This window comes from Pseudomonas sp. MWU13-2100, assembly GCF_023242365.1.
In the GTDB taxonomy this organism is placed as follows: Bacteria; Pseudomonadota; Gammaproteobacteria; order Pseudomonadales; family Pseudomonadaceae; genus Aquipseudomonas.
The window spans coordinates 45,961-68,742 of the sequence record NZ_JALLIX010000015.1; the positions used below are offsets into that span (position 1 = coordinate 45,961).

Here is a 22,782-nt window from a genome sequence, read left to right on the forward strand (position 1 = left end):
TTAACTCCAGTGGTTTAACGTATTTCGTATACGATATTTTAAGTGAAAAAATTAGACCAGTGTTTTTTCGCCGGACGCTGTCAGGGCGCCCTCGGTTTTTCTCTATCAGCCGTCTAGCGGCGGCGTTGGCGCTCAGGCACCGGGCCAGGTGTCCGACAACCGGTAGCCTTGCGGCCAGGGGTCGGCGGGGTCGAGCAGCAATTGATGGGTGCCGGTGATCCAGGCCCGTCCGGACAGGCATGGGTAGATCGCCGCGCGCCCGGCCAGTTCGGTCAGGGAATCGATGCGGCAGTGGAACTCCGAGCCGATGATCGAACGCCCGATAAAACGCTCGCCGACCTGCAGCACGCCCTTGGCCTGCAACACCGCCATGCGCGCCGAGCAACCGGTGCCACAGGGCGAGCGGTCGATCTTGCCGGGGCGGATCACCACGGCGTTGGCCCCGGTGGCAATACCGTTCTCGTAGACCACCGGCGCGGCGATCTGGCAGAAGGAGATATGCGACCAGTCCGGGTTCAGCGGGTGGACGAAGCCCAGTTGCTCGTTGGCGGCGCGAGTGATCTTCAGGCCGGTCTCGACCATGTCCTTGGCTTCGTCGGGCCGGATGGCAAAGCCCAGGCGCCGGGCATCGACGATGGCGAAACTGTCGCCGCCATAGGCGGTGTCAACCTGGATCGAACCCAGGCCCTCGACTTCGATCCAGGCGTCGAGGCGGTCGGCGAACGAGGGCACGTTCTTGATCTCCACCCGCTGGACCTTGCCGTCCCGGCACTCGGCCACGGCTTCGATCAGTCCGCCCGGCGCCTCAAGCACCAGTCGGGTCTGCGGTTCGCTCATCGGCAGGATGCCGCTGTCGAGCAGCACGGTGGCCACGCACAGCGAGTTGGACCCGGACATCGGCGGGGTATCGGCCGGCTCCATGATGATCCAGCCCATCTGCGCCCGGGGATCCTTGGCCGGCACCAGCAGGTTGACGTGGCGGAATACCCCACCGCGCGGTTCGTTGAGGACGAAGTTGCGCAGGGTTTCATCCCGGGCGATCCAGCGCGACTGTTCCCACACCGTGGCTCCGGGCGGCGGGGCGACGCCGCCGACAATCACATCGCCGACTTCACCCTCGGCGTGGCAGCTGACCACATGAACGATTTTCGATGAGCGCATTGCATACACCTCTTTTTGTGTCTGTTCACCGTCCTGTAGGAGCGGGCGGTCCGGCGTCCCGGCTTGCCCGCGAACCGCGAAGGCGGCCATTCAGCTCTTGTTCGCGGTGCCTGTGCCGGCCTCTTCGCGAGCAAGCTCTGCTCCCACAGGGGAGCGGCTCTTCGCGAGCAAGCTCTGCTCCCACAGGGGAGCGGCTCTTCGCGAGCAAGCTCTGCTCCCACAGGGAAGCGGCTCTTCGCGAGCAAGCTCTGCTCCCACAGAGGAGCGGCTCTTCGCGAGCAAGCTCTGCTCCTACAGGGGAGCGGTTATTTCACTGATTTGAGGAACGCCGCCGTTTCCGGCTGCACGGGATTGCCGATGACCTGGTCGGGCGCGCCGATCTCGTGCACCAGGCCGTTGCGAAAGAACGCCACGCGATCGGACACGTCGCGGGCAAAACGGATTTCATGGGTCACCAGGACCATGGTCATGCCGTCTTCGGCAAGCATGCGCATGGTGTCCAGCACCTCGCCCACCAGCTGTGGGTCGAGGGCCGAGGTGGCTTCGTCGAACAGCATGTAGTCCGGCGACATGGCCAGGGCCCGGGCAATCGCCATGCGCTGTTGCTGGCCGCCGGAGAGCTTGCCGGGAAAGGTCTTGAGCTTGTCGCTCAGGCCCACGTGGGTCAGTTGTCGGACCGCCAGCTCCTCGGCTTCCTGCCTGCTTTTACCGAGCACCTTGCGCGGCGCCAGCATCACGTTTTCCAGCACGGTCAGGTGCGGGAAGGCGTTCCACTGCTGGAACACGATGCCGATCTTCTGCCGCAGGCGGTTGAGGTCGGTGGCCTTGTCATGCACCTCGATACCGTCGACGCGCACGCTGCCCTTGTGGATCGATTCCAGGCCGTTGATGCACATCAGCAGGGTCGACTTGCCGGAGCCGGAGCCGCCGATGATCGACACCACCTCGCCCTTGTTCACCGTCAGGCTGACGCCCTTGACCACTTCCAGGTCGCCGAAGGATTTGTGTACGTTGTCGATCTCAATCATTTTCTTGCCACCTTCTTTCCAGACGAGCGCCGAGGCGAGCGACCACCAGGCTCATGACGTAGTAGATAAGGCCCGCGATGCACAGCACCAGCAACGGTTCCTGGATGCGCGTGACGATGGTTTGCGAGGCGCGCAGCAGTTCGACGATGCCGATCCACATCACCAGCGCGGTGTCTTTCATCACCCCGAGCACCAGGTTCAGCCAGCCGGGGAAGGCCACCCGCGTGGCCATCGGCAGGACGATCCAGCGCAGGTCCTGCAGAAAGCTCAGCCCCAGGGAGCGACTGGCCCGGCGCAGGGTGAGGGGCACCGAGAGCACGCCACCGCGGACGATCTCGGTGAAGTACGCGGCGGTGTAGACCCCGAGCACGATGCAGCCGACGCTGAAGGCGCTGATATTCAGGCCGACGATGCTTTTCAGCGAATTGAACAGGACGAACTGGATCAGCAACGGCACGCTGCGAAACGCGTCCAGCACCCAGGCCAGGGGCAGGCTGGCGCGGGGCAACAGCGCCCGCAACAAGCCGAACAGCAGCCCGGCGGCAGAGCCGAGGAGAATCGCCCAGAAGGTCAGTTGCAGGGTGACCCAGGCGCCGTTGAGCAGGAACAGCAGGTCATTCCAGGAAAAACTGGTGGAAAACATGGTCACCTCCTCAGTAGCGGAACAGTCGCCAGGCCATCAGCCGGGCTGCCGCGACGATCGCCTTGGCAATCAGGTAATACAGCACCGCGGCAATGGCGAAGAACTCGAAGGTGCGGAAGGTCTTGACGTTGTACTCCTGGGTTACCCCGGTGAGGTCATTGTTCAGGCCGACCACCACCCCCAGCGACGTCATCAATACCGCCCAGACCATCTGATTGCTCAGCGGATAGAAGACGATGCGCAGCAGCTGCGGGACAATGATCATCCGATAGGCCTGGAACGCGCTCATGCCCAGGGACCGCGCGGCGCGCACTTGGGTATCGGGCACCGCCTTGAGGCCGCCGCGAAAGTTTTCCGCGAGATAACCGGCGTTGTTGAAGGTGATCCCGGCCAGCAGGGCGAACCATGAGCTGACGTGCAGGTCCAGCGAGCCGAGGCCGAAGTAGAGGATGTAGATCTGGAACAGCGACGGGGTGTTGCGGGCAATCGACACCCAGCCATTGCCGATGCCGCGCAGCAATGGGTTTCTGGTTTCGCGCATCACCGTCAGGGCCAGGGCGATCAGCACGCCGAAGATCATCGACAGGGCGGCGGTCTCGAAGGTGACGACGGCCCCGGCGAGCATGTCCGGCAAGGCGCGCAGGGCCGCGCGCCATTGGAAGGTGTAGTCAAACATGCGCGGGAGTCTCCTCTGGGACGGCCGGTGCCAGCCAGGCCGGCAAGCGCCCGCCGGCCACGGCAGTGCAGGCGGCGTCGACGCATTCGGCCAGGCTGGCGAAGTGCACCTTGCGGCCCACCAGGCCGGGGGCGTAGTGGGCGTACTTGCCTGAGTTGGTCATCAAGGTGGTGGCGGCCGGCGGAATCACCGGTTCGCCGAGCATGCACCAGCAGGTGTCGGTGACCAGGGTCGCGCCGAAGGCTTCGATCACCGCGATATGCCCGGCCGCGTGGGCCTGTTCCAGGACCGCGCGGCCGCAGGTGATGGCCAGGACCACCTCGGGATGCTTGCGGCGACCTCGGCAGAGACGGGCCAGATGGGCAAATTCGCTGAGGGAGAAATGCGGGTTGCCCAGGGACACCACCTCCACCCGTGGGTCACGGGCACTGTTGAGTTCACGCCAGCTGACCAGCAGGTCCGGCAGACGGATTTTTTCCACGGGCAGCGGGATATCCGGTTCCAGCACCTGGCTCGGATCGAGTGCTTCCGGGGTCACCCCGGCGATATGAAACAGCGGTGCCGCGGAGGTGGTGGCGAAGGCCGCGCCGAAGGCTTTCAGGTCGTCCAGGCTCGGCTGGCGCTGTTCCAGGCCGAGCACCAGCGGAATCCGGCTGCCGGCCAGGGCGCCGATGTGATAGCCGAGCAGCGGATAGAACGAATCGTCCAGTTCGCCCAGGGCGGGCAGCTCGATTATCAGCCGGGCCTTGCGCTGGGCATCCAGATGGCAGCCGATCAAGGGCGCGCGACCGGTCAGGGCAATGCAGATATCCAGGTAGTCCGGGTATTTCTGGGTGCGGGCGCCGAGCACGCTGTTGGCGTAGACCACGGCATTGGATTCAGCCCAGACGATCTGTTCGCCGGCCTTCGGCGCGCTGTCGAGCAGGTAGGGCGCACAGGTGAAGCTGAGTTGCGCGCCCATCGCCATATAGGCATCGCCCAGGGCACTGGCGGGCACGCCCAGGGCCGCGTCGATGCCCAGCTCACGCCAGCGGCGCTGGTCCACGGAAATGGAATTGAGGGTGGTCGGGACGCGGACGCGCGCGCCCCATTGCACCAGTTGTTCGGCAAAGCGCAGGCTCGCCGGGCCCGTATAGATGCAGCCGTCGATATGCGCCTGGGTCACGTCCAGCAAGGCGGGAGCCCTTTGCAGCTCGGCCATTTGCAGGATGATCCGCATGGCCACCTGGGCGGCCTTGCCGTACTGGCCGTCAAGCAGGGCCAGGTCGTGTTCGCTGAGGGCGACGCCGCTTGCCGCAGGTTGTGCCTGCAGCGGTGTGCCCGGTGCCTGCCAGTGATCGCTGGGTGCCTCGTCGAAAACTGTCAGGCGACTGCCTTCGACTCGGGCAAAGGCCTGGCCGCGCAAGGCGGCAAAGGCCTCCCGGCCGATGCACAGCACCGGCAGGGAGCGCTCGAAAATCACCTGGGCCACCAGCACGCCCAGGGTCAGGATTTCATCCGGCTCGGCCAACACCAGCGCCGCGGGGGCATGACCGTTGCTGATCAGCTCCATCATGACACTGCTGCCGGTACACGAACCGCGGCCGCTGGGCAGCGCCAGCACGCGGCCGGCCAGGTGCTCGCCGCTGAGGGGGTGATGGCGGTCGATCACCTCGCCACTGAACGGATCGACTCCGCCCCAGAAACTCAGGCCGACATCGGCGAACAGCAAGGGACCTTGGGCGGCCCCCTCGACCAGGCTGCGACCTATCAGGGAAGTGGGCGTGCTGGGCATTCAGGTTTCCTCAGTAGTAGACGTGGGGCACGGTCAGGTCGGTCGGCGGAATCTCGGTCCCGACCCATTTGACGAACAGCTCCTTGTAACGTCCGGTACGCACCTGTTGGTTGATGAACAGGTTGAGGTAGTTGATCAGGCCGTACTCGTTGCGCTTGGCCCCCAGCGAGACGTAGTCGATCACGTACGGCGCGTTGCCGGCGACCTTCAGGTTCTTGTATTTACCTGATTTGAGCGTAGCGGCTGCCACGGTATTGGTGACCACGGTGGCGTCGATATGGCCCTGGGCGACCGCCAGGATGGTGTCGTTCTGCGATTGGTAGGCGCGGAAGCTGCCGGTGCCCCAGCTCTTCTGGTCTTTTTCCAGAGCGAGGGCTTCGAAGGTGCCGCTGGTGTTGCCGACCGGCTTGCCCTTGAGGTCTTCGTACTTGCTGATGCCGGTGTCGGTGCGGGTCAGGACCACCATCTGGAAGGCGAAGTAGGGCAGGGACAGGCCAACGGTCTTGGCCCGTTCGAGGGTGTCGGAGGTGGAGGCGACGATCACGTCGGCGCGGCCCGAGACCAGTGCCGGGATCCGATCCGGAAACGGCGTCTCGACGATCTCGGCATCGACCCCGAGGACTTTTGCCAGGTCGTTGCAGTAGTCGACGTCGAAACCCACCGGCTTGTTGCTCTCGTCACGGGAGCCCATCGGCGGGAAGTCCAGGGTCACGGCGCAACGCAGCTTGCCTGAGCCAATGATGTCGTCGAGCTTGTCGGCCTGGGCCGTGGCGATGAAGGACGAACTGAGAACCACACTGAGCGCTGCGGCAAAAACGGGATTTTTCATGGAGACCTCGTTATCGGTGAGTGGTGTTGGCTGGCGTATTAGGAATTTCGTATACGATATTATATTAGCAATGAATGTGCCCGTTTCCATGTCAGAACCTGAATTCTTCGTTAGCCCTTGGGTTAGAGGGGTTGTCAGGTGGCCAGGGCCCGATTGCCGGTTTTATGGGGATGGGGGGGGTGTTACAGAAGGGAGCATGTTTTTGTAGCGGCGCCCTTTAAAGGAACACCGCCTTCAGCCAGCGCCGACTCGATCATTGTGGGAGCGGAGCTTGCCCGCGAAGAGGCCCTTGAGGCCGCCAAAAGCTTCGCGGGCAAGCTCCGCTCCCACACTGACACCACACAACAGTGTTGTGGGTTTCAAGGGGCTGGGAGGCTCAGCGCCGGCTGTCGCGGTATTGGCTGGGCGCCAGGCTGGTCAGGGCGCGGAACTGGCGGCTGAAGGCGCTGTGGTCGGTGTAACCGCAACGCAGGGCGATTTCGGTGATCGGCAAGTCGGTGTGCAGCAACAGCCGCGAGGATTCCTCCAGACGCGCCTTGTGGATCATCTGCCGCGGGGTGAGCTGGAACACCCGCTTGCAATGGCGCTCCAGTTGCGCCACCGAGAACCCGGCAATCGCCGTCAGTTCGGCCAGGCTGATGGGCCGGGCGAAGTGACTGCGGATATGGGCATCCACCGCGGCGAGTTTCGGGAAGGCCGGGTGGCTGGACTGCGGCAGTTGCAGATCGCGGGAGATCCCGGCGAGGCCGACGATATGGCCTTGCCGGTCATACAGCGCGAGTTTGTGGGTCAGGCACCAGATCGGCTGGTTGCCGTAATACAGGTGCAGTTCCAGTTGGTCGGCCAGCTCGCGACCGCTCGACAGCACCCGCCGATCCTGCGCGGTGTAGAGCGGGCCGAAGCGTTCCGGGAAGACCATGTCGGCGGTGCGTCCGAGCAGCTCGGCGCTTTCCTTGAAGCCGCAGCGCCGGGCCAGGGTCTGGTTGACGAAGGCGTAGCGCGCCTCGCGGTCCTTGATGAAAAACACCACGTCCGCCAGGGTATCGAGCAGCGGCGCAATCGGCTGCAAGCTGCTCAGCAGGGTCGGCAGGTCGCAGGGTTTGAAGTGGCTGAGCGAGGCATACATGGGGCTGGAAGCCTGGGGGCGATCTTCTGGATCATAGAGGCTTGCCGCCAGGCCCGGAAGCCCCGGGCCGGCATTCAGGCCGGAGGCGTGTCGTCCAGGCACAGCAAGGTCTCGATTCGCGCCGGGCTGAAGGGCGGGCGCGGCGCCGAGGGTTGCCAGCCGAACAGGTGCTGCGCGGCGGCGCCGCAGACCCGGCCCTGGCAGGCGCCCATGCCGCAGCGACTGGCCAGTTTGGCCTCGCGCCAGTCGGCGTGGGCGGCCAGTGCGGAGTAGGGCACATCTTCGCAGCGGCACACCAGCGTATCGGCTTGGGCCAGTGACTTGAGTGACGGGTTGAGGCGGAACGTGCGGTTCAAGACCTTGGCAAAGCCCTGCCAGCGTGCCCGCAGCGGCCACAAGGCCTGGGCCTGCGGACGCTCACCGACCGCCGCGTGGCCGGCAATCGCCCCTTCGACCAGGGCCAGCTCACTGCCACCGAAACCGGTGCATTCGCCCGCCGCGTAATGCTCGGCGCGGCTGCCGGCTTGCCAGGCATCGACCGCCAGCGCCTGACCCTCGAGGGCGTAGCCCAGGGCCTGGCCGAGCTGGGTATTGGGGATCAGGCCGAAACCGCAGGCCAGGCGATCGCAGGCCAGTTCGACGATCTTGCCCTGCTGCTGCAGGCGTACGCCTTCCAGCCGATCCGTGCCGAGGGCGGCGAGGACATGGCTGCCGGTTCGGTAGTGGCGGTCGAACAGGCTGAACGACTGCAGCAGTTTGTCGGGCCAACGCGGCAGTTGCGCGGCGAAACCGGCGACGGTGCTTGCGCTCGCCTGTTCGGCGATGCGCAGCACCCGGGCGCCGTTGTGTTTGGCGGTCGCGGCGCTGGCCAGCAGCAGAGGGCCGCTGCCGGCGATCACCAGGCGCTCGTCCCGCACCGGCAGGCCGCCCTTGATCAGCGCCTGGAGTCCGCCGACACCGGTCACGCCGGGCAGGGTCCAGCCGGGGAAGGGCAGCAGCAGTTCACGGGCGCCGGTACACAGGATCAGTTTGTCATAGGCAATCACCCAGCCGCGTTTATCGTCCTCGACCAGCAGCTGTTTCGGCCCGGCGCAGGCAATCACCCGGGTGCTGGCATGGCGTTGGATATTGCCGTGGCTCTCCAGTTCTTCGCGCAGACGCCGGGCTTGCTTGGCCAGCGTGGCCTGCGGCCCGTCGCGCCAGATCTGCCCGCCGGGCAACGGGTTGTCGTCGAGGATGACGATGCGTGCGGCGCTGGGCGCGGCGGCGAGGGCGGCGGCCATGCCGGCGGGGCCGGCACCGATGATCAGCAGGTCGGCGTATTCGCTCATGCCCGAGTCTCCACGCGCATGCCGTCACGACAGAGGGTCTGGCAGGCCAGGCGCCGGCGGCCGTCGATGCTCACCCGGCATTCCTGGCAAATACCCATGCCGCACAGGGGCGCGCGGCGCTGGCCGCTGACCGATGTGCGGCTGCAACCGTCGCCGCCCAGCGCCAGGGCGGCGGCGACGCTGGTCCCTTCGGCGACGCTCAGGACGTGGCCGTCCAGCAGCAATTCAGGCATAAGCCGGCTCTCCCAGAAAACGTTGCGGCAGATAAGGTTGTGCGGCCAGCGGCGGTGTTTCATCGAACAGTTGTGCCACCAGCAGGTCGGCGGTGCCGGGGGCTGTTGTCACCCCCAGGCCTTCGTGCCCGACCGCCAGCCACAGGCCCTGGCGTTGCGGGTGCTGGCCCACCAGCGGCAAACCGTCAGGGCTGGCGGCGCGAAAGCCGGTCCAGGCGCGGATGCCATTGAGTTGCGCCAGCCCGGGCATGTACTCGACAGCACGCTTGAGCATTTTGGCGAGCATCCAGCCTTCGACCTGCGGGTCGCTGGTGCCGAATTGCCGCGAGGCGCCGATAAACAGTTGCCCGGTCGGGCGCGGCTGGATATTGCACGCCGCCGAAGGACCGCTGGCGTTGTGGGCACTGGTGACGTAACCGAGTTCCACCAGGGTATGGGTGACTTTACCGGGATAGCGGTCGGTGATCAGCAAGTGGCCCTTTTTCGGCACGATCGGCAATTCCGGGCACAGTTCGCCGGCCTGGACGCCGTTGGCCAGCACCACCGCATCGGCCTGCAGCCAGTGACCGTCGTCGAGGCGCACACGGTTGCCCTCGACTTTACTGACCCGCGCCCGGCGTTGGCTGATATTGGTGGTCTCAAGCATCCAGCGGGCTGTCGCCGGCGCATAGAGAATGCCGTCGCCATTGATCAGCAGGCCGCCTTCCAGGCCTTCGCGCAATTCGGGTTCGCGCTGGCGCAAGGTGCTGCCGCCGATCAATTCGCAGGCCACGCCCCGGGCCTGCAAGTTCAGGTATTTGCCCTGGGCCACGGCCATTTCTTCGGCATTGGCCGCCAGCCACAAGGTGCCGTTGCCACGGTAGGCGCAGGCGTCGGGCAGGCTCGCGGCCGTTTCGCGCCAGCGTTGCAGGGAGTATTGGCTGAGGGCCAGTTCGGCCGGATTGTCGTCGAGCACCAGCAAATGGCCCATGCCCGCCGCCGTCGCCCCCGCCAGGCCGGCGTCCAGCACCAGGACCTGCACGCCGCGCCGGGCCAGCGCCTGGGCACAGGCGGCGCCGACGATGCCAGCGCCGATCACGATCACATCGGCCACCCGACCCTCGTTCACGGGCGAATGCCCCAGGCGAAGGGGTCGTCCTGTTCGATGATCAGGCTGGCCTCGGCGCTGATAAAGGCCCGGCCACGAATGGTCGGCACGATGCGCTCGCCCTGACGCTCGTAGGAGCCCTCGAACTCGCTGCCGATCACACTGGCCTGCCGCCAGATCTGCCCCGGTTGCAACTTGTCGTCGGCCGCCAGGCACGCCAGTTTGGCGCTGGTGCCGGTGCCACAGGGGGAGCGGTCGTAAGCCTTGCCGGGACAGAGGACGAAGTTGCGGCTGTCGGCGTGGGCGTCAGCGGCGAACAGCTCGATATGATCGATCAGCCCGCCATCTTCACCACGAATGCCCTGGGCCTCCAGGGCTTGCTGGACGGCGAAGGTATAGGCGGTCAGCGCCTCGAGATTGTCGCCGGCGATGTCCAGGCCATGCTCGGCCATCAGGAAAAACCAGTTGCCGCCCCAGGCGATATCGCCAACCACCTCGCCGAGGCCCGGCACTTCCAGCGCCAGGGCTTTCTGGTAGCGATAGGCCGGGACGTTGCGCACGCTCACCGAACGGTCTTCGTGCAAGGTCGCCTGCACCGTGCCCACCGGCGTCTCGATGCTATGAGTGCCGGGGCCGATCCGGCCCAGGTGCGCCAGCGAGGCCACCAGACCGATGGTGCCGTGGCCGCACATGCCGAGGTAGCCGCTGTTGTTGAAGAAAATCACCCCGGCACAGGCGCTCGGGTCCACCGGCTCGCAGAGCAGGGCACCGACCAGCACATCGCTGCCCCGTGGTTCGAGCACGCAGGCTGCGCGCCACTGGTCATGCTGTTCGGCCAGCCGCTGCCGACGCTCGGCCATGCTGCCGTGGCCCAGATCAGGGAAGCCGGCGGTCACCAGGCGGGTGGGTTCGCCGCCGGTGTGGGAGTCGATCACGCTGATGCGTTTCATGGGAGGGCCACGTCCATTCCGATAAGTGAAGGACAGAGTGGCCTGGAGAGGGGGGTGTCGGCTTGAGGGTTTTAACCGGTGCCGATGACGAAATCGGCACAGTGGATCATGCCGTCAGTGGCTGTGGGGCAGGTGCTCGAACAGGGTCTTGCAGACGCCGGCAATGTGTTCGTCGAGCAGCTTCACCGCGCGATCCACGTCGCCCGCGCGACAGGCCGCGAGAATCTCCCGGTGTTCGTGATCGGCGCGCTCCTTGCCGGCGGAAAGGCTCATCTGCATGCGCAGGTAGCGTTCCAGCTTGTCGTTGACCGAGCGGATCAGGCCGACCAGGAACGGCCGTTGCGCCGGTTCGTAGAGGCAGGCGTGCAGCTCCCAGTTGAGTTCGGCCCAGCGGCCGACGTCATCTTCGCCGATAAATTCCTGGCAGATGCGTTCGGCCCGGGCGAAGGTTTCCTCGGTCATGTTCGGAATCGCCAGGCGCAGCACCTTGTCTTCCAGCAGCATGCGCACTTCGAACATCTGCGCCAGTTCCGCATCCGACACCCGTGTGACCATCGCCCCGCGATTGCGCTGGAACATCACCAGGCCTTCGGCTTCCAGGCGCTTGAGGGCCTCGCGCACCGGGATCTTGCTGACGTTGAACTGCCGGGCGATATCATCCTGGCGAATTGGCTCATCCTCGGCGAAATGCCCGGCGACAATGGCGTCGCGCAGATGACGGGTGATGATTTCCGACGTCGAAGGCGAGTTGCCGAGGTCGGGAGCGTTGAGTTTTGGTAGGGCCACGGTTCTGATCGTTCGCAATGAGTTGTGCAGATGGTATACGAAATTTTCTTGCTGTTCCTTGGTGATGGTGCGGACGGTCACGCCAGTGGGGCACGCCATCTAGCTGGCGATGGCCTTCGCCGCCTGCGCCAAACGCCGTGTGGCCTCGCGGATTTCATCCCGATCCAGTGAGGCAAAACCCAAGCGTAATGCATTCTCCGCTTGGTCCGTGGGCGCGAACTGGCGACTGTTACGCACCACCAGGTCGAACTCCAGGGCCTTCTCCACCAGTTGGCCGACGTTTATTTCGTCGGCGAAACGGACCCACAGCGCCAGGCCGCCCTCGGGCTCTTGCACTGAAATGCGCTCGCCAAAACCCTCCAGCAGGCAACGCTGGAGGATTTCACGACGCTGCCGGTATTCCTTCGAAACCCGGCGCAGGTGCTTTTTCAGTTCACCGTCATTGATCAGGTCCGCCAGCATTTGCTGCGACACCGCGTCACCATGGCCGAGGGTCAGCGCGGCGTTGCGGTTAAGCAGCTCGATCACATTGCTGGGCGCGACCACATAGCTGCAGCGGAAGGTCGAGCCCAGCGACTTGGACAGCGAGCCGATATAAATCACATGGCGCTGGGCACTGTCACTGGCCAGGGGCAGGTAGGGGCGACCGTCAAAGTGATACTCGTAGTCGTAGTCTTCCTCGATCACGCAGAAATCATGCTGTCTGGCCAAGGCCAGCAGCTGCTGTCGACGCCCGGCATGCAGGCTGACGGTGGTGGGGAACTGGTGATGGGGTGTGAGATAGATCATCCGCACCTTGTGCAGCCGGCACAGCGCGTCGATCTGATCGACCCGGCAGCCTTCGCTGTCCAGGTCCACGGTCACCAGGCGCGCGCCCAGTTTACGGAAGATCTCCCACGCCGGCGGATAGCTCAGGCGCTCCACCAGCACCACGTCACCGGGCTCCAGCAGCGCGCTGGCGGTCAGGTACAGCGACATTTGCACGCCCTGGGTCAGGCAGATATGTTCGGCCTCGACGGCCAGGCCGCGATTGTTACGCAGCATCTCGGCCAGCGCCCGGCGCAGCGCATGACTGGTGCCGTCGCTGCCGTGCCGCACGGTGTTGGACACAAAGCTCTTGCGCAGCGCGTTGCGGTAATAGCGATGCAGGACGGCTTGCGGCAGCAGGCGGTGGTCACAGGCGCCGTTGTCGAAGAACAGCGCGCCGGGATGCTGTTGCAGTGCCGTCGCCTGCGGGCTCGGGCTGAAATACGCGACGGTGGGTTGGGCCCGCAGTTCCAGGGCGAAGGATGGCGGGGCGTTGCGGGCCGTGGCGATGGGCGCCAGTTGTGCATTGACGAAGGTGCCCCGGCGCGCTTCGCTGACCAGCCAGCCCTTGGTCATGGCCTCTTCATAGGCCAGGATCACGGTCTTGCGGTTGACGTCGAGCAACCGCGCCATTTCCCGGGTCCCGGGCAGCAAGGTCCCGGGCGTGAGGCGCCCGTCGACAATTGCGGTGACCAGGCCTTCGACAATCCGACGGTAGGACGCCTGAGTCTCGCGTCCCTCCAGGTTGAGCAAGGGCCGCCATTTACGCATCTGGACCATCTGAATTATCCAAAACTGGAGGTTCTAATGGTCCTAGTCTAACGCAACAATTGGCGCTCATTCAGCTCCGAGGTCCTTATGAACGCACGTCATGTCATCGAGTTGTCGCCCTCGGGCAAAACCTTCGAAGCCGGTGAAGAGTTGTTGCTCGATGCCATGCTTGCCAGCGGCCTGTCGGTGCCGTTCTCCTGCCGTCGCGGGGCCTGCGGTTCGTGCAAGGTCAAGGTGGTGGCGGGGCAGTACCGTGACAAGCTCCTGGCTGCGGATGCCCCGGCACCGTCCTACCCGCTCGCCGCCGATGAAATGCTCCTGTGCCAGAGCCATGCCTGTGCCGATATGCGCCTGGAAATCCCCGGCTGGTCGCTGGACACTCCCACGCTGGAAATCCCCGTGCGGGTCCTGGGCAAGCGCGCACTGAGCGTTGATATCACCGAGCTGGTGCTGATGCCGGAAACGACGGTGCCGCTTGAGGTCCGCGCCGGTCAGTACGTCAGGTTTCGCCTCGACGATGGTGACAGCCGTTGCTTCTCGATTGCCAATCTCCCGGCGCAAGAGGGCGGCCGACTGGTCTTTCATATTCGCCGGGTCCCTGGCGGAGTGTTTTCCGAACAGGTCCTGGCGACGCTGGACGTCGGTCAGGCGTTGACCCTGGAGGGCCCATTGGGTGCCTGTACCTGGCAGCACGAGGACGCTCGCCCCCTGGTGCTGTTTGCCAGCGGAACCGGTTATGCCGGGATCAAGCCGCTGCTGCTGACCGCACTGGCCCGTGGTGCCGAGGTGACGCTGTACTGGGGCGGCTCGCAGCCCATGGATTTTTACGACCGCCAGTTCCTGGACCAGGCGTGCACCGAGCAGCGTGGTTTTTCCTGGCACCCGGTGCTGTCATCAGAGGCCCGGGTGCAGCAGGTGGCCTTTACGCAGGCGCATCCTTGGGCGGCGGTCCAGGTCTATGCCTGCGGTAACGGCGCGATGATCCGCGATGTCCGCGAGCACTGTCTCGCGGCGGGCGTGCCGGGGCATCGGTTTGTCGCGGAAGCTTTTGTGCCCAGCGGCCTGTCGCTGCCCGAGTCGACGCTCAAACCGCTGGATCCGCTCTGGGAAAAAGTCGGTCCGCGCTATTCCCTGGACGGCATGTTGGCCGCCCGCGAGCAATCGGTCCGGGCCTTGGCCTCGATCACCAGCCAGCTGCGGGTCGGCATGACCACCGCCGAGGCCCTTGAGATGGCCAATCAGCAGTTGCAGGCGATGGGCGCGTCCCACACCTGGCATCCGACCTATATCCGTTTTGGCGACGATACCGTGCGCACGCCACGCCAGGGCATCGATCCGCAACGCAAGCTGCGCGCAACCGATATCGCGGTGGTCGATCTCGGTCCGGTGTGGGACGGTTATGAAGGCGATTATGGCGACACCTTCGTGTTCGGTGAGGATCCGTTGCACCGGGCGTGCGTCAAGGCCTTGCATGAGGTGTTCGACGAAACCCGCGAGGCCTGGCACCAGGGGCTGACCGGTCGCGAGCTGTATGACTTCGCCGAACGCAGCGCCGCCTCGAAGGGCTGGCGGCTGGAGCGCAACCTGGCCGGGCACCGCATCGCCGATTTTCCCCACGCCTTGTTCGGGCAGGAGAAGCTGGCCGAGCTCGAGATCGTGCCGAGCGAGATGGTCTGGGTCCTGGAGATCCAGCTATGCCATCCCACCGAAGCGGTGGGGGCGTTCTTCGAGGATATCCTGATCGGTGAGGGTCGCTGATGGCTGTCACCCTTTTGCGTTCAAGCGCAAACCGCCGATTTTAGCGCCGCCCCTCGAAGGCCATGCGCACGGCCAAGCCGGTGAGCACCGTGCTCATCAGCCAGCGTTGCACGATCTGCCACACTGGCCTGTTGGCGAGAAAGGCCGCGATGGAGCCGGCCATGATGGCAATCAACGCGTTGACGCTCACGCTGATGACGATCTGGGTAAAGCCGAGTGCAAGGGATTGCGTCAGCACGCTGTCGTGGCCGACGGGGTCGATGAATTGGGGCAACAATGACAAATACATGACCGCGACTTTGGGATTCAACAGGTTGGTGACAAAGCCCATGGTGAACAGCTTGCGCGGGCTGTCCTTGGGCAGGTCGCGCACCTGAAATGGCGAGCGGCCACCGGGTTTGACCGCCTGCCAGGCCAGGTAGAGCAGGTAGAGCGCGCCGCCGAGGCGCAGGACATCATAGGCGTAGGGAACCGCCAGGAGCAGGGCGGTGATGCCCAATGCGGCGCAAAACATGTAGACGACGAAACCCAAGGCCACGCCGCCCAGGGAAATCAGTCCGGCCATGCGGCCCTGGCAGATCGACCGCGAGATGAGGTAGATCATGTTCGGCCCGGGAGTCAGCACCATGCCGAGTGAGATCAGGCCGTAGGCAAGCAGGTTGGACAGTTCGGGCATGGCGTAGCTCCTGGAGGCAGAATAGGCGTCTGGATGGAGTGCACGATAGTAGGGCGGTCAATGCGAGCTTGTTAGATACAGATTGACTGACAAAACGTCATACAGCGCTCACCTTATTGCGCATTTGGGGCAACGAGATGAGCCTGTCTTGGTGACCCTCTCGGCGCTGGCATGGATGCGAGTGGAGCCAGGATGAAGCCTCCAGTGATTCGTCCGACGGTGATTTTTGACCCATATCAATTTCCTTTCGATTAGGGGGCTGGGGCCCACTTGCCGGCAATAACAGAGCTTTGTTGCCATGCTATGTTCCAGCGATTGCACACCGTATGCAGCTTGATTGGCGTGTCGGCAGTCTGGGTGAAAATGCTCGATGGCAGTCGTGTGTGTACGAGTTCGGTCCATCGAATCGTCGAGGAATGACTCATGCAGTTTCTTGAGAACGCACCGCGCTTTCTGTTTTTCACGGGTAAAGGCGGTGTCGGCAAAACGTCGATTGCCTGTGCCACGGCGTTACAGCTGACCGCCCAAGGCAAGCGTGTACTGCTGGTGAGTACCGACCCGGCCTCCAACGTGGGCCAGGTATTTGGTATCAGCATCGGTAACCACATCACTCCTGTAGCGGCCGTGGCCCATTTGTCCGCGCTCGAAATCGATCCACAAGCCGCCGCCCAGGCCTACCGTGATCGGATTGTCGGGCCGGCGCGAGGCGTGCTGGACGCCGATGTGGTCAAAGGCATGGAAGAACAGTTGTCCGGGGCCTGCACAACGGAAATTGCATCTTTTGATGAGTTCACCGGGCTACTGGTGGGCTCCCGGCAGACCGATGACTTCGACCATATCATCTTTGATACCGCCCCGACCGGGCACACCATTCGCCTGCTCCAACTGCCCGGGGCCTGGAGCGGTTTCCTCGAAGCCGGTCAAGGCGATGCTTCTTGCCTGGGGCCACTGGCGGGGCTCGATAAACAGCGGGATCAGTATCGTAAAGCGGTTGAGGCGCTGGCCGATCCCGCACGCACTCGACTGGTCTTGGTGGCCAGGGCCCAGGCGACCACTCTGCGCGAGGCCGAGCGCACGCGTGAGGAATTAGCACGCATCGGTCTGGGCGAGCAATTCCTGGTGGTCAATGGCGTGTTGCCCGCTACCGAGGCCGAGACGGACCCGTTGGCTGCCGCCGTGTATGCCCGGGAGCAGGCCGCACTGGCCCAGATGCCGGACGAGCTCAAGGCCTTGCCCATGGACCAACTGCCCCTGAAAGCCTTCGATCTGGTCGGGGTTGAGGCCCTGAAGCAGTTGCTCGGCGAAGAGCCCCGGGCGATTGGGGGACTGGAGCCTGCAACGGTCGAGTTGCACGCCCCCAGCTTGAGTGATCTGGTCGATGAGATTGCGGCTGACGAGCATGGACTGGTGATGGTCATGGGCAAAGGCGGGGTCGGTAAAACCACCCTGGCGGCGGCGGTGGCCGTCGAGTTGGCGCACCGGGGGTTACCGGTTCACCTCACTACGTCCGACCCGGCCGCCCACCTGGCGCAGACCCTGGTTGGGTCAATGCCCAACCTGACCCTCAGTCGCATTGATCCCCAGGTTGAAACCCAGCGTTATCGCGATCAGGTGATGGCCTCCAAGGGCGCGGGCCTGGATGAGCAGGGAAAAGCGCTATTGGCCGAGGATTTACGCTCGCCCTGTACCGAAGAGATCGCGGTCTTTCAGGCGTTCTCCCGGATCATTCGGGAGGCGGGTAAAAAGTTCGTGGTCATGGATACGGCGCCCACCGGGCACACCCTTTTGCTACTCGATGCCACGGGCGCCTACCATCGCGACATCGCACGGCAATTGGCAGGCAGCAACCGGCATTTCAGTACGCCGATGATGCAACTTCAAGACCCGAAGCGAACCAAGGTCTTGCTGGTCACCCTGGCCGAGACGACGCCGGTACTCGAAGCGGCCAATCTGGAAGCCGATCTGCGCCGTGCGGGCATTGAACCCTGGGCTTGGGTGATCAACAACAGCATCGCCGCCGCCAGGACGCAATCACCTTTGCTGCGCAAGCGTGCGCGCAATGAACTCAAGGAAATCGAGCAGGTGGCCCGCGAGCACGCCCGTCGCTATGCGGTGATTCCCTTGATGGCCGAGGAACCTATCGGGGTGGAGCGGTTGCTCAGGCTCAGCGAGAAGCAGCACTGAGGGCCCAGTGCTACCGCGCTGACCTCGGCGCTGCTGCCGATCCTGATGGCGATCCCGCACAACCTGCCGGGGGATTTCAGTCGGTTGGGCATGACCATGCTTTTGGGGGCGTCGTCAGCTTCGGCTTCATACTGCCCATCAATGCGCCGCAGAATATGGTGTGCCTGGGCGCGGAGACCTTCAATCCGAAACAATTCGCCCGGGTTGGCGTGGTGATTACGCTGATCGGTTATGCCTTGCTGCTGGTGATTGCCAGTACCTGCTGGGCATGGCTGGGGTGGATGTGAGCGGCGTCGGGGTCGACGCTCCTCTGATGAAGTTCAGCCCAATCGGCAACGATTGGGCTTTCTCATACCGTGGGGAGCTCCTGCTTGGCCCCACGCTGCCTAGTGCTCTTGCGGCCCATCATGCAGCAGATGAAAGATCTCCCGCTTCATCCGGATAAACCCCGGCTCCATCACCATGTCCAGGGTTCTCGGCCGGCCTATTGGAACGTCCAGCACCTCCTTGATCCGCCCCGGGCGGGCGCCCATGACGAAAATGCGGTCACCCAGCAGGATGGCTTCGTCGATGTCATGGGTCACGAACAGCACGGTCTTCTTGGTGTGTTCCCAGACCTTGAGCAGCAGTTGCTGCATTTGCAGGCGGGTCTGGCTGTCCAGTGCGCCGAAGGGCTCGTCCATCAGCAGGATCTGCGGGTCGTTGGCCAATGCGCGGGCAATCGCGACCCGTTGCATCATGCCCCCCGAAAGCTGCTTGGAGTAGTTATCGGCAAACTTCAGCAGGCCGACCTCGTTCAGGTAGTAGTCCACCGTCTCGCGGCGCTCCGCGGCGGCGACGCCACGGCGCTTGAGGCCGAACTCGATGTTCTTGCGCACCGTCAGCCAGGGGAACAGGGTGTAGCTCTGGAACACCATGCCACGGTCGGCACCCGGGCCGTCGACCAGTTGGCCGCCGACGTAGATGTCGCCCGAGGTGGGCTCGGCCAACCCCGCCGTCAGGTAGAGCAGGCTGGACTTGCCGCAGCCCGAAGGCCCGACCAGGACCGCGAACTGCTGGTCGGGGACTTCGAACGACACGTTCTCCAGGGCGGTGAAGGTCCCGCCCGAAGGTGTCTTGTAGTGCAGGCTGACGCTGTCGACGCGCAGGCGCGGGGCGGCGCTGGGGGCGATGCTCATCGGCGTGACGAGCCTGGGGGATGTTGCCGTTACTGAGCCCATGCGGCCACCTTCAAGCGAAGAAGTCTGAACAGTTGATCGGTCACCAGCCCCAACAGGCCGATCACAGCGATCGCCAGGAAAATCACGTCGACCTGGAAGCCGCGCATGGCCTTGAGGCTGAGGTAGCCCAGGCCGCTGGAGGCGGCCACCAGTTCGGCCACCACCAGATAGGTCCAGGCCCAGCCCATGGTCACCCGCAAGGTGTCCAGCACACCCGGCAGCGAGGCCGGGGCGATCACATGCACCACCGCATCCACGCGGCTGGAACCCAGGGTGTAGGAGGCATTGACCAGGTCCTTGGAGATGCCCTTGGACACATCGGCGATCATCACCAGTTGCTGGAAAAACACCCCGAAGATAATCACCGAGACCCGTTGTTCCAGGCCGATGCCGATCCACAGGATGAACAACGGCACGAACGAGGTGACCGGCAGGTAGCGGATAAAGTTGACCAGCGGTTCCAGGAACGCCTGGACCACCCGGAAACTGCCCATCAGCAAGCCGATGGGCACCGCCACCACCGAAGAGATGACAAAACCGACCATCACCACTTCGACACTGGCCCAGACATGCGGCCCCAGGGTGCCGTCGCGGCTCAGGCGCAGCGCCGCATCGAGCACGGCGCCCGGGGTCGGCAGGAACATCGCCGGCACCACGCCGCCATAGGACAGCACGGCCCACAGCCCGATCAACAGCGCCCAGGCCAGCCCGCTGGCGCTCCAGATCACCTGGATCGGCAAGCCGGTCTTGGGCGTGAGACAGCGGTTCAACCACGAATTACGCTTGGACATGCCGCCTCCTATTTCGGGGTGATGAAGCGGTTGTCGATCAGGTCGGCGTAGCTGACGTTGTAAGGCTTGCCTTGCAACTCGCTGGCGGTCTCGTTGGCCAGCTTGAGCACGCCTTCGGCGGCGCCCTTGCTGCCATTGCTGCCCAGCAGCGCTTCGCTCATGGCCTGGTCATAGAAGCGCACGCCCTTGGCGGCCGAGGCCAGTTCCGCCGGGTCCGCCAGGTAGCCGCCGACGCCCTTGGCCATGATCGCGTAGGCTTCCTTCGGGTGTTCCCGGGTGTACTGCACCGCCTTGTACAAGCCGGCGACCAGGGCTTTGACATCCTCCGGTTGTTTTTCGACGACCTCGCAGTTCAAGGCCACGACGTCGACGATCACCCCCGGGGTGCTGCTGCTGTCGACCAGGACTTTGCCGGTGTGTTTTTCACGCACGGTGGACAGGTGCGGCTCCCAGGTCACGGCGGCCGGTACGCGGCCGGCGATAAAGGCGGTGGCCGCATCGTCGGCGGTCATGTTCTGGATGGTCAGGTCGCTCATCTTCATGCCGGCGTTCTTCAGCAGGTAGTTGAGCCAGAACTGCGAGACGGAACCTTCGTTGACGGCCACGGCCTTGCCCTTGAGCTCCTGCAGGCTGTTGACCTCCTTGCCCACCAGCACGCCATCGCCGCCATGGCTTTCATCCAGTGCCGCAACCGCCTTGAAGCAGAATTGCGGGCGGTACTTGAGGATTTCATCCAGGGTCGAGGCTGAGCCGGACAGCTTGCCCGAGGCCTGCGCGGCCATGTACATGGAGGCTTCTTCGATGGTCGGCAGTTCCACGCTCAGACCCTTTTCCTTGAAGTAGCCAAGGTCCTGGGCCAGGTACAGGGTGCCATAGCCGACCCAGGTGGTATGACCGATCGACAAGGTGCCGGCCTGGGCACCTCCGGCTACGCCGGCAGCGATAGCGGTCAAGGCCAGTGGACGTATGCAGCGCGAGACGAAAGACTTGATCATTGTGCACTCCCGGAATGTTGGTTTTTTAGTTGGTCTATCTCGGGGCAGTGGGGCAAGACGCCAAAAACTGAACAACCTGGGTCTCTGACGGACCTTGTGCCTCTGTTGGGGCGAGATTGATATTGGCTGATGTGGCGGGCCAGGAAAATTAGTAAATATGTCGTCGCTAAAGAGGAAAAAACTGGCTAGGCGTGCAGGGGCGAAAAGCCTCTGCGGCGGGGGTTCTGGCGGGTAGGAAAGCTGGAAAACGCCGCCATCCGGTTGCGGGGGGCAGCGTTTTTCTGGAGCGGGCGGCGATCAGTCGGTCAGGAGCTTGTTGCTTTGAGTGCCCGTGGTTGTCAGGGGCGCGTGCTGCAGGATCAGGTCGGCGGCTTTCTCGCCGATCATGATGCACGGCGCATTGGTGTTGCCGCTGATCAGGGTCGGCATGATCGAGGCGTCGACCACCCGCAACCCTTGCAGGCCATGGACCTTCAAGTCGGGGCCGACCACGCTCATGGGGTCGACACCCATCTTGCAGGTTCCCACCGGGTGAAACACCGTCGAGGCGTAGTCACGCACGTAGGTCATCAGTTGTTCGTCGCTCTGCACGGCTTCGCCGGGCAGCATCTCCTTGCCGCGAATGCCATCGAACTGCGGGGCGGCGAGAATGCGTCGGGCCAGCTTCAAGCCTTCGATCAGCACCTTGGCGTCGGCGGGGTCGGAGAGGAAATTGAAATCGATGACCAGCTTGCGCTCACGGTCCAGGTGCAGCGCGCCGATGCTCTTGGGGCGCAAGACGCAGGTGTGCACGGCGTAGCCGTGGCCCCATTCGAACAGCCGGCCACGGTGGCTGCGATAACCGGGCACGAAGTGGAACTGCACGTCCGGCAGGGCGTCCGCCAGGGGCGTTCGGGCAAAGCCGCCGGCCTCGACGTAGTTGGTGGTCAGCCAGCCCTTGCGCGCCAGCAGGTAGCGCAGCGGCGCGCCGAGGATGCTGGGCAGGGCCCCGAGGGAAAAGCCCAGGGTCAGCGGGCTCCTGGAGCGAACGGTGACCAGGCCGTCGAGATGGTCCTGCAGGTTCTTGCCGACGCCGGGCAGGTCGTGCACGACGTGGATCCCGGCGGCTTGCAGCTCCTGCGCCGGGCCGATGCCGGAAGCCAGCAGCAACTGCGGGCTGCCCAGGGCCCCCGCGCAAAGGATGACTTCACGGTTGGCGTGCAGGACCTGTTGGCTGCCGTTCACCTCGACCCTGACGCCCCTGGCCGTGCGCCGCTCAAGGATCAGCGAGGGCACCGCGCAGTCGGTCAGCACGGTCAGGTTCGGGCGATCGATCACCGGCGCCACGAAGGCCCGATAGCTGGACAGGCGCCGGGCATCCTTTTGCGTCAGGTTGTAGATACCGCAGCCTTCCAGCCGGTCGCCGTTGAAGTCATCGTTGCGGCGCAGGCCCAGGCGTTCGGCGGCTTGCACGAACAGTTTCGACACTGGATTGGGATCGCGCGCGGCCTCGACGTTCAGCTCACCGCGGCTGCCATGCAGGCGCGGGTCCTGGCCGAGCCGGTTGTTCTCGGATTTTTTGAAGTAGGGCAGCAGGCTGGCCCAGTCCCAGCCCGGGCAGCCGGCTTGCGCCCAGCGATCGTAGTCGCTGGCGTGGCCGCGAATGTAGATCATGCTGTTCATCGAGCTGGAGCCGCCGAGGGCCTTGCCTCGTGGCGTGTGCAGCGTGCGGCCGGCGAGGTTTTTCTGCGGGGCGGAGAAGAAGTTCCAGCTGTACTTTTTGCTCTTGTAGAGGGTGATGGTACCGGCCGGTGTCTGGATCCGCGGGCTGTTGTCGTGGCCGCCGGCTTCGATCAGGCACACGCTGATCGAAGGGTCGGCACTCAAGCGGTTCGCCAGCACGCAGCCCGATGAACCGGCACCGACGATGACATAGTCGAAGTGCGTCTTCATGCGCTTTTCCCTGCTAGTTGATGG

The 22,782-nt window shown here is 64.3% G+C and carries 20 protein-coding genes and 1 pseudogene; 3 read left to right on the forward strand and 18 right to left on the reverse strand.

What is annotated here, in order from left to right; all coding sequences use genetic code 11:
* Positions 1–132: 132 nt before the first annotated feature.
* The 13 genes from M5B99_RS12880 to M5B99_RS12940 form a co-directional block, all read right to left on the reverse strand.
* A complete protein-coding gene (locus M5B99_RS12880; protein WP_248804358.1) occupies positions 133–1,161 on the reverse strand; it encodes a trans-3-hydroxy-L-proline dehydratase in 1,029 nt (342 codons plus the stop codon).
* 305 nt (positions 1,162–1,466) lie between these two features.
* A complete protein-coding gene (locus M5B99_RS12885; RefSeq protein WP_248804359.1) occupies positions 1,467–2,189 on the reverse strand; it encodes an amino acid ABC transporter ATP-binding protein in 723 nt (240 codons plus the stop codon).
* Positions 2,182–2,832 (reverse strand): amino acid ABC transporter permease, encoded by a 651-nt coding sequence (locus M5B99_RS12890; RefSeq protein ID WP_103499548.1) that lies wholly within the window; start codon positions 2,830–2,832, stop codon positions 2,182–2,184. The genes M5B99_RS12885 and M5B99_RS12890 overlap by 8 nt, the downstream gene beginning before the upstream one ends.
* Before the next feature lie 10 nt (positions 2,833–2,842).
* On the reverse strand, positions 2,843–3,508 hold the full coding sequence (locus M5B99_RS12895; protein WP_103499549.1) for an amino acid ABC transporter permease: 666 nt from the start codon (positions 3,506–3,508) through the stop codon (positions 2,843–2,845).
* The gene (locus M5B99_RS12900; protein ID WP_248804360.1) at positions 3,501–5,282 is read right to left on the reverse strand and encodes an aconitase X; all 1,782 of its coding nucleotides are present in this window, start codon (positions 5,280–5,282) and stop codon (positions 3,501–3,503) included. Before M5B99_RS12900 ends, M5B99_RS12895 begins: the two co-directional genes overlap by 8 nt.
* Before the next feature lie 10 nt (positions 5,283–5,292).
* Positions 5,293–6,111, reverse strand: coding sequence for a transporter substrate-binding domain-containing protein (locus M5B99_RS12905; RefSeq protein ID WP_152742021.1), 819 nt, complete (start codon positions 6,109–6,111; stop codon positions 5,293–5,295).
* A 376-nt stretch (positions 6,112–6,487) separates the two neighbouring features.
* Positions 6,488–7,237, reverse strand: coding sequence for an AraC family transcriptional regulator (locus tag M5B99_RS12910; RefSeq protein WP_248804361.1), 750 nt, complete (start codon positions 7,235–7,237; stop codon positions 6,488–6,490).
* Between the two features lie 74 nt (positions 7,238–7,311).
* Positions 7,312–8,568 (reverse strand): FAD/NAD(P)-binding oxidoreductase, encoded by a 1,257-nt coding sequence (locus tag M5B99_RS12915; RefSeq protein ID WP_248804362.1) that lies wholly within the window; start codon positions 8,566–8,568, stop codon positions 7,312–7,314.
* Positions 8,565–8,801 carry a (2Fe-2S)-binding protein gene (locus M5B99_RS12920; protein WP_248804363.1) on the reverse strand — a complete coding sequence of 79 codons (237 nt, stop codon included), beginning with the start codon at positions 8,799–8,801 and terminating at the stop codon, positions 8,565–8,567. The genes M5B99_RS12915 and M5B99_RS12920 overlap by 4 nt, the downstream gene beginning before the upstream one ends.
* Positions 8,794–9,909: an NAD(P)/FAD-dependent oxidoreductase gene (locus tag M5B99_RS12925; RefSeq protein WP_248804364.1), complete on the reverse strand. Its 1,116-nt coding sequence runs from the start codon at positions 9,907–9,909 to the stop codon at positions 8,794–8,796. Before M5B99_RS12925 ends, M5B99_RS12920 begins: the two co-directional genes overlap by 8 nt.
* Positions 9,906–10,838: a 4-hydroxyproline epimerase gene (locus M5B99_RS12930; protein WP_248804365.1), complete on the reverse strand. Its 933-nt coding sequence runs from the start codon at positions 10,836–10,838 to the stop codon at positions 9,906–9,908. Before M5B99_RS12930 ends, M5B99_RS12925 begins: the two co-directional genes overlap by 4 nt.
* A 114-nt stretch (positions 10,839–10,952) precedes the next feature.
* Positions 10,953–11,624 (reverse strand): GntR family transcriptional regulator, encoded by a 672-nt coding sequence (locus M5B99_RS12935; protein ID WP_248804366.1) that lies wholly within the window; start codon positions 11,622–11,624, stop codon positions 10,953–10,955.
* A gap of 99 nt (positions 11,625–11,723) precedes the next feature.
* Positions 11,724–13,211: a PLP-dependent aminotransferase family protein gene (locus M5B99_RS12940; protein WP_248804367.1), complete on the reverse strand. Its 1,488-nt coding sequence runs from the start codon at positions 13,209–13,211 to the stop codon at positions 11,724–11,726.
* Between the two features lie 78 nt (positions 13,212–13,289).
* Here M5B99_RS12940 and M5B99_RS12945 point away from each other — a divergent pair, with 78 nt between their 5' ends.
* Positions 13,290–14,960 carry a M24 family metallopeptidase gene (locus tag M5B99_RS12945; protein WP_248804368.1) on the forward strand — a complete coding sequence of 557 codons (1,671 nt, stop codon included), beginning with the start codon at positions 13,290–13,292 and terminating at the stop codon, positions 14,958–14,960.
* Between the two features lie 40 nt (positions 14,961–15,000).
* On the opposite strand, the gene M5B99_RS12950 is transcribed toward M5B99_RS12945, so the two are convergent.
* Complete coding sequence (locus M5B99_RS12950; protein WP_248804369.1) at positions 15,001–15,636, reverse strand: LysE family translocator; 636 nt, start codon at positions 15,634–15,636, stop codon at positions 15,001–15,003.
* 423 nt (positions 15,637–16,059) lie between these two features.
* Between M5B99_RS12950 and arsA the strand changes: the two genes are divergently transcribed.
* Positions 16,060–17,820, forward strand: a complete 1,761-nt coding sequence (gene arsA / locus M5B99_RS12955) for an arsenical pump-driving ATPase (RefSeq protein WP_248804370.1) — start codon at positions 16,060–16,062, stop codon at positions 17,818–17,820.
* A gap of 6 nt (positions 17,821–17,826) precedes the next feature.
* A pseudogene (locus tag M5B99_RS12960) lies at positions 17,827–18,107 on the forward strand (anion permease); the annotation flags it as partial.
* Between the two features lie 99 nt (positions 18,108–18,206).
* Here M5B99_RS12960 and M5B99_RS12965 read toward each other — a convergent pair.
* From M5B99_RS12965 to M5B99_RS12980, 4 genes are all read right to left on the reverse strand, one after another.
* Complete coding sequence (locus M5B99_RS12965) at positions 18,207–19,040, reverse strand: ABC transporter ATP-binding protein (RefSeq protein ID WP_248804371.1); 834 nt, start codon at positions 19,038–19,040, stop codon at positions 18,207–18,209.
* Entirely contained in the window at positions 19,028–19,831 is an 804-nt protein-coding gene (locus M5B99_RS12970) for an ABC transporter permease (protein WP_248797662.1), read from the reverse strand. The genes M5B99_RS12965 and M5B99_RS12970 overlap by 13 nt, the downstream gene beginning before the upstream one ends.
* 8 nt (positions 19,832–19,839) lie before the next feature.
* Positions 19,840–20,826 (reverse strand): ABC transporter substrate-binding protein, encoded by a 987-nt coding sequence (locus M5B99_RS12975; RefSeq protein WP_248804372.1) that lies wholly within the window; start codon positions 20,824–20,826, stop codon positions 19,840–19,842.
* Between the two features lie 297 nt (positions 20,827–21,123).
* Positions 21,124–22,758 (reverse strand): GMC family oxidoreductase, encoded by a 1,635-nt coding sequence (locus M5B99_RS12980; RefSeq protein ID WP_248804373.1) that lies wholly within the window; start codon positions 22,756–22,758, stop codon positions 21,124–21,126.
* Positions 22,759–22,782: the final 24 nt, after the last annotated feature.

Bases quoted from the DNA above. Each gene is read 5' to 3' on its own strand.
- M5B99_RS12880 (WP_248804358.1), bottom strand. From the start codon at position 1,161: ATGCGCTCATCGAAAATCGTTCATGTGGTCAGCTGCCACGCCGAGGGT.
- M5B99_RS12885 (WP_248804359.1), bottom strand. From the start codon at position 2,189: ATGATTGAGATCGACAACGTACACAAATCCTTCGGCGACCTGGAAGTG.
- M5B99_RS12890 (WP_103499548.1), bottom strand. From the start codon at position 2,832: ATGTTTTCCACCAGTTTTTCCTGGAATGACCTGCTGTTCCTGCTCAAC.
- M5B99_RS12895 (WP_103499549.1), bottom strand. From the start codon at position 3,508: ATGTTTGACTACACCTTCCAATGGCGCGCGGCCCTGCGCGCCTTGCCG.
- M5B99_RS12900 (WP_248804360.1), bottom strand. From the start codon at position 5,282: ATGCCCAGCACGCCCACTTCCCTGATAGGTCGCAGCCTGGTCGAGGGG.
- M5B99_RS12905 (WP_152742021.1), bottom strand. From the start codon at position 6,111: ATGAAAAATCCCGTTTTTGCCGCAGCGCTCAGTGTGGTTCTCAGTTCG.
- M5B99_RS12910 (WP_248804361.1), bottom strand. From the start codon at position 7,237: ATGTATGCCTCGCTCAGCCACTTCAAACCCTGCGACCTGCCGACCCTG.
- M5B99_RS12915 (WP_248804362.1), bottom strand. From the start codon at position 8,568: ATGAGCGAATACGCCGACCTGCTGATCATCGGTGCCGGCCCCGCCGGC.
- M5B99_RS12920 (WP_248804363.1), bottom strand. From the start codon at position 8,801: ATGCCTGAATTGCTGCTGGACGGCCACGTCCTGAGCGTCGCCGAAGGG.
- M5B99_RS12930 (WP_248804365.1), bottom strand. From the start codon at position 10,838: ATGAAACGCATCAGCGTGATCGACTCCCACACCGGCGGCGAACCCACC.
- M5B99_RS12940 (WP_248804367.1), bottom strand. From the start codon at position 13,211: ATGGTCCAGATGCGTAAATGGCGGCCCTTGCTCAACCTGGAGGGACGC.
- M5B99_RS12945 (WP_248804368.1), top strand. From the start codon at position 13,290: ATGAACGCACGTCATGTCATCGAGTTGTCGCCCTCGGGCAAAACCTTC.
- M5B99_RS12950 (WP_248804369.1), bottom strand. From the start codon at position 15,636: ATGCCCGAACTGTCCAACCTGCTTGCCTACGGCCTGATCTCACTCGGC.
- arsA (WP_248804370.1), top strand. From the start codon at position 16,060: ATGCAGTTTCTTGAGAACGCACCGCGCTTTCTGTTTTTCACGGGTAAA.
- M5B99_RS12965 (WP_248804371.1), bottom strand. From the start codon at position 19,040: ATGGGCTCAGTAACGGCAACATCCCCCAGGCTCGTCACGCCGATGAGC.
- M5B99_RS12970 (WP_248797662.1), bottom strand. From the start codon at position 19,831: ATGTCCAAGCGTAATTCGTGGTTGAACCGCTGTCTCACGCCCAAGACC.
- M5B99_RS12975 (WP_248804372.1), bottom strand. From the start codon at position 20,826: ATGATCAAGTCTTTCGTCTCGCGCTGCATACGTCCACTGGCCTTGACC.
- M5B99_RS12980 (WP_248804373.1), bottom strand. From the start codon at position 22,758: ATGAAGACGCACTTCGACTATGTCATCGTCGGTGCCGGTTCATCGGGC.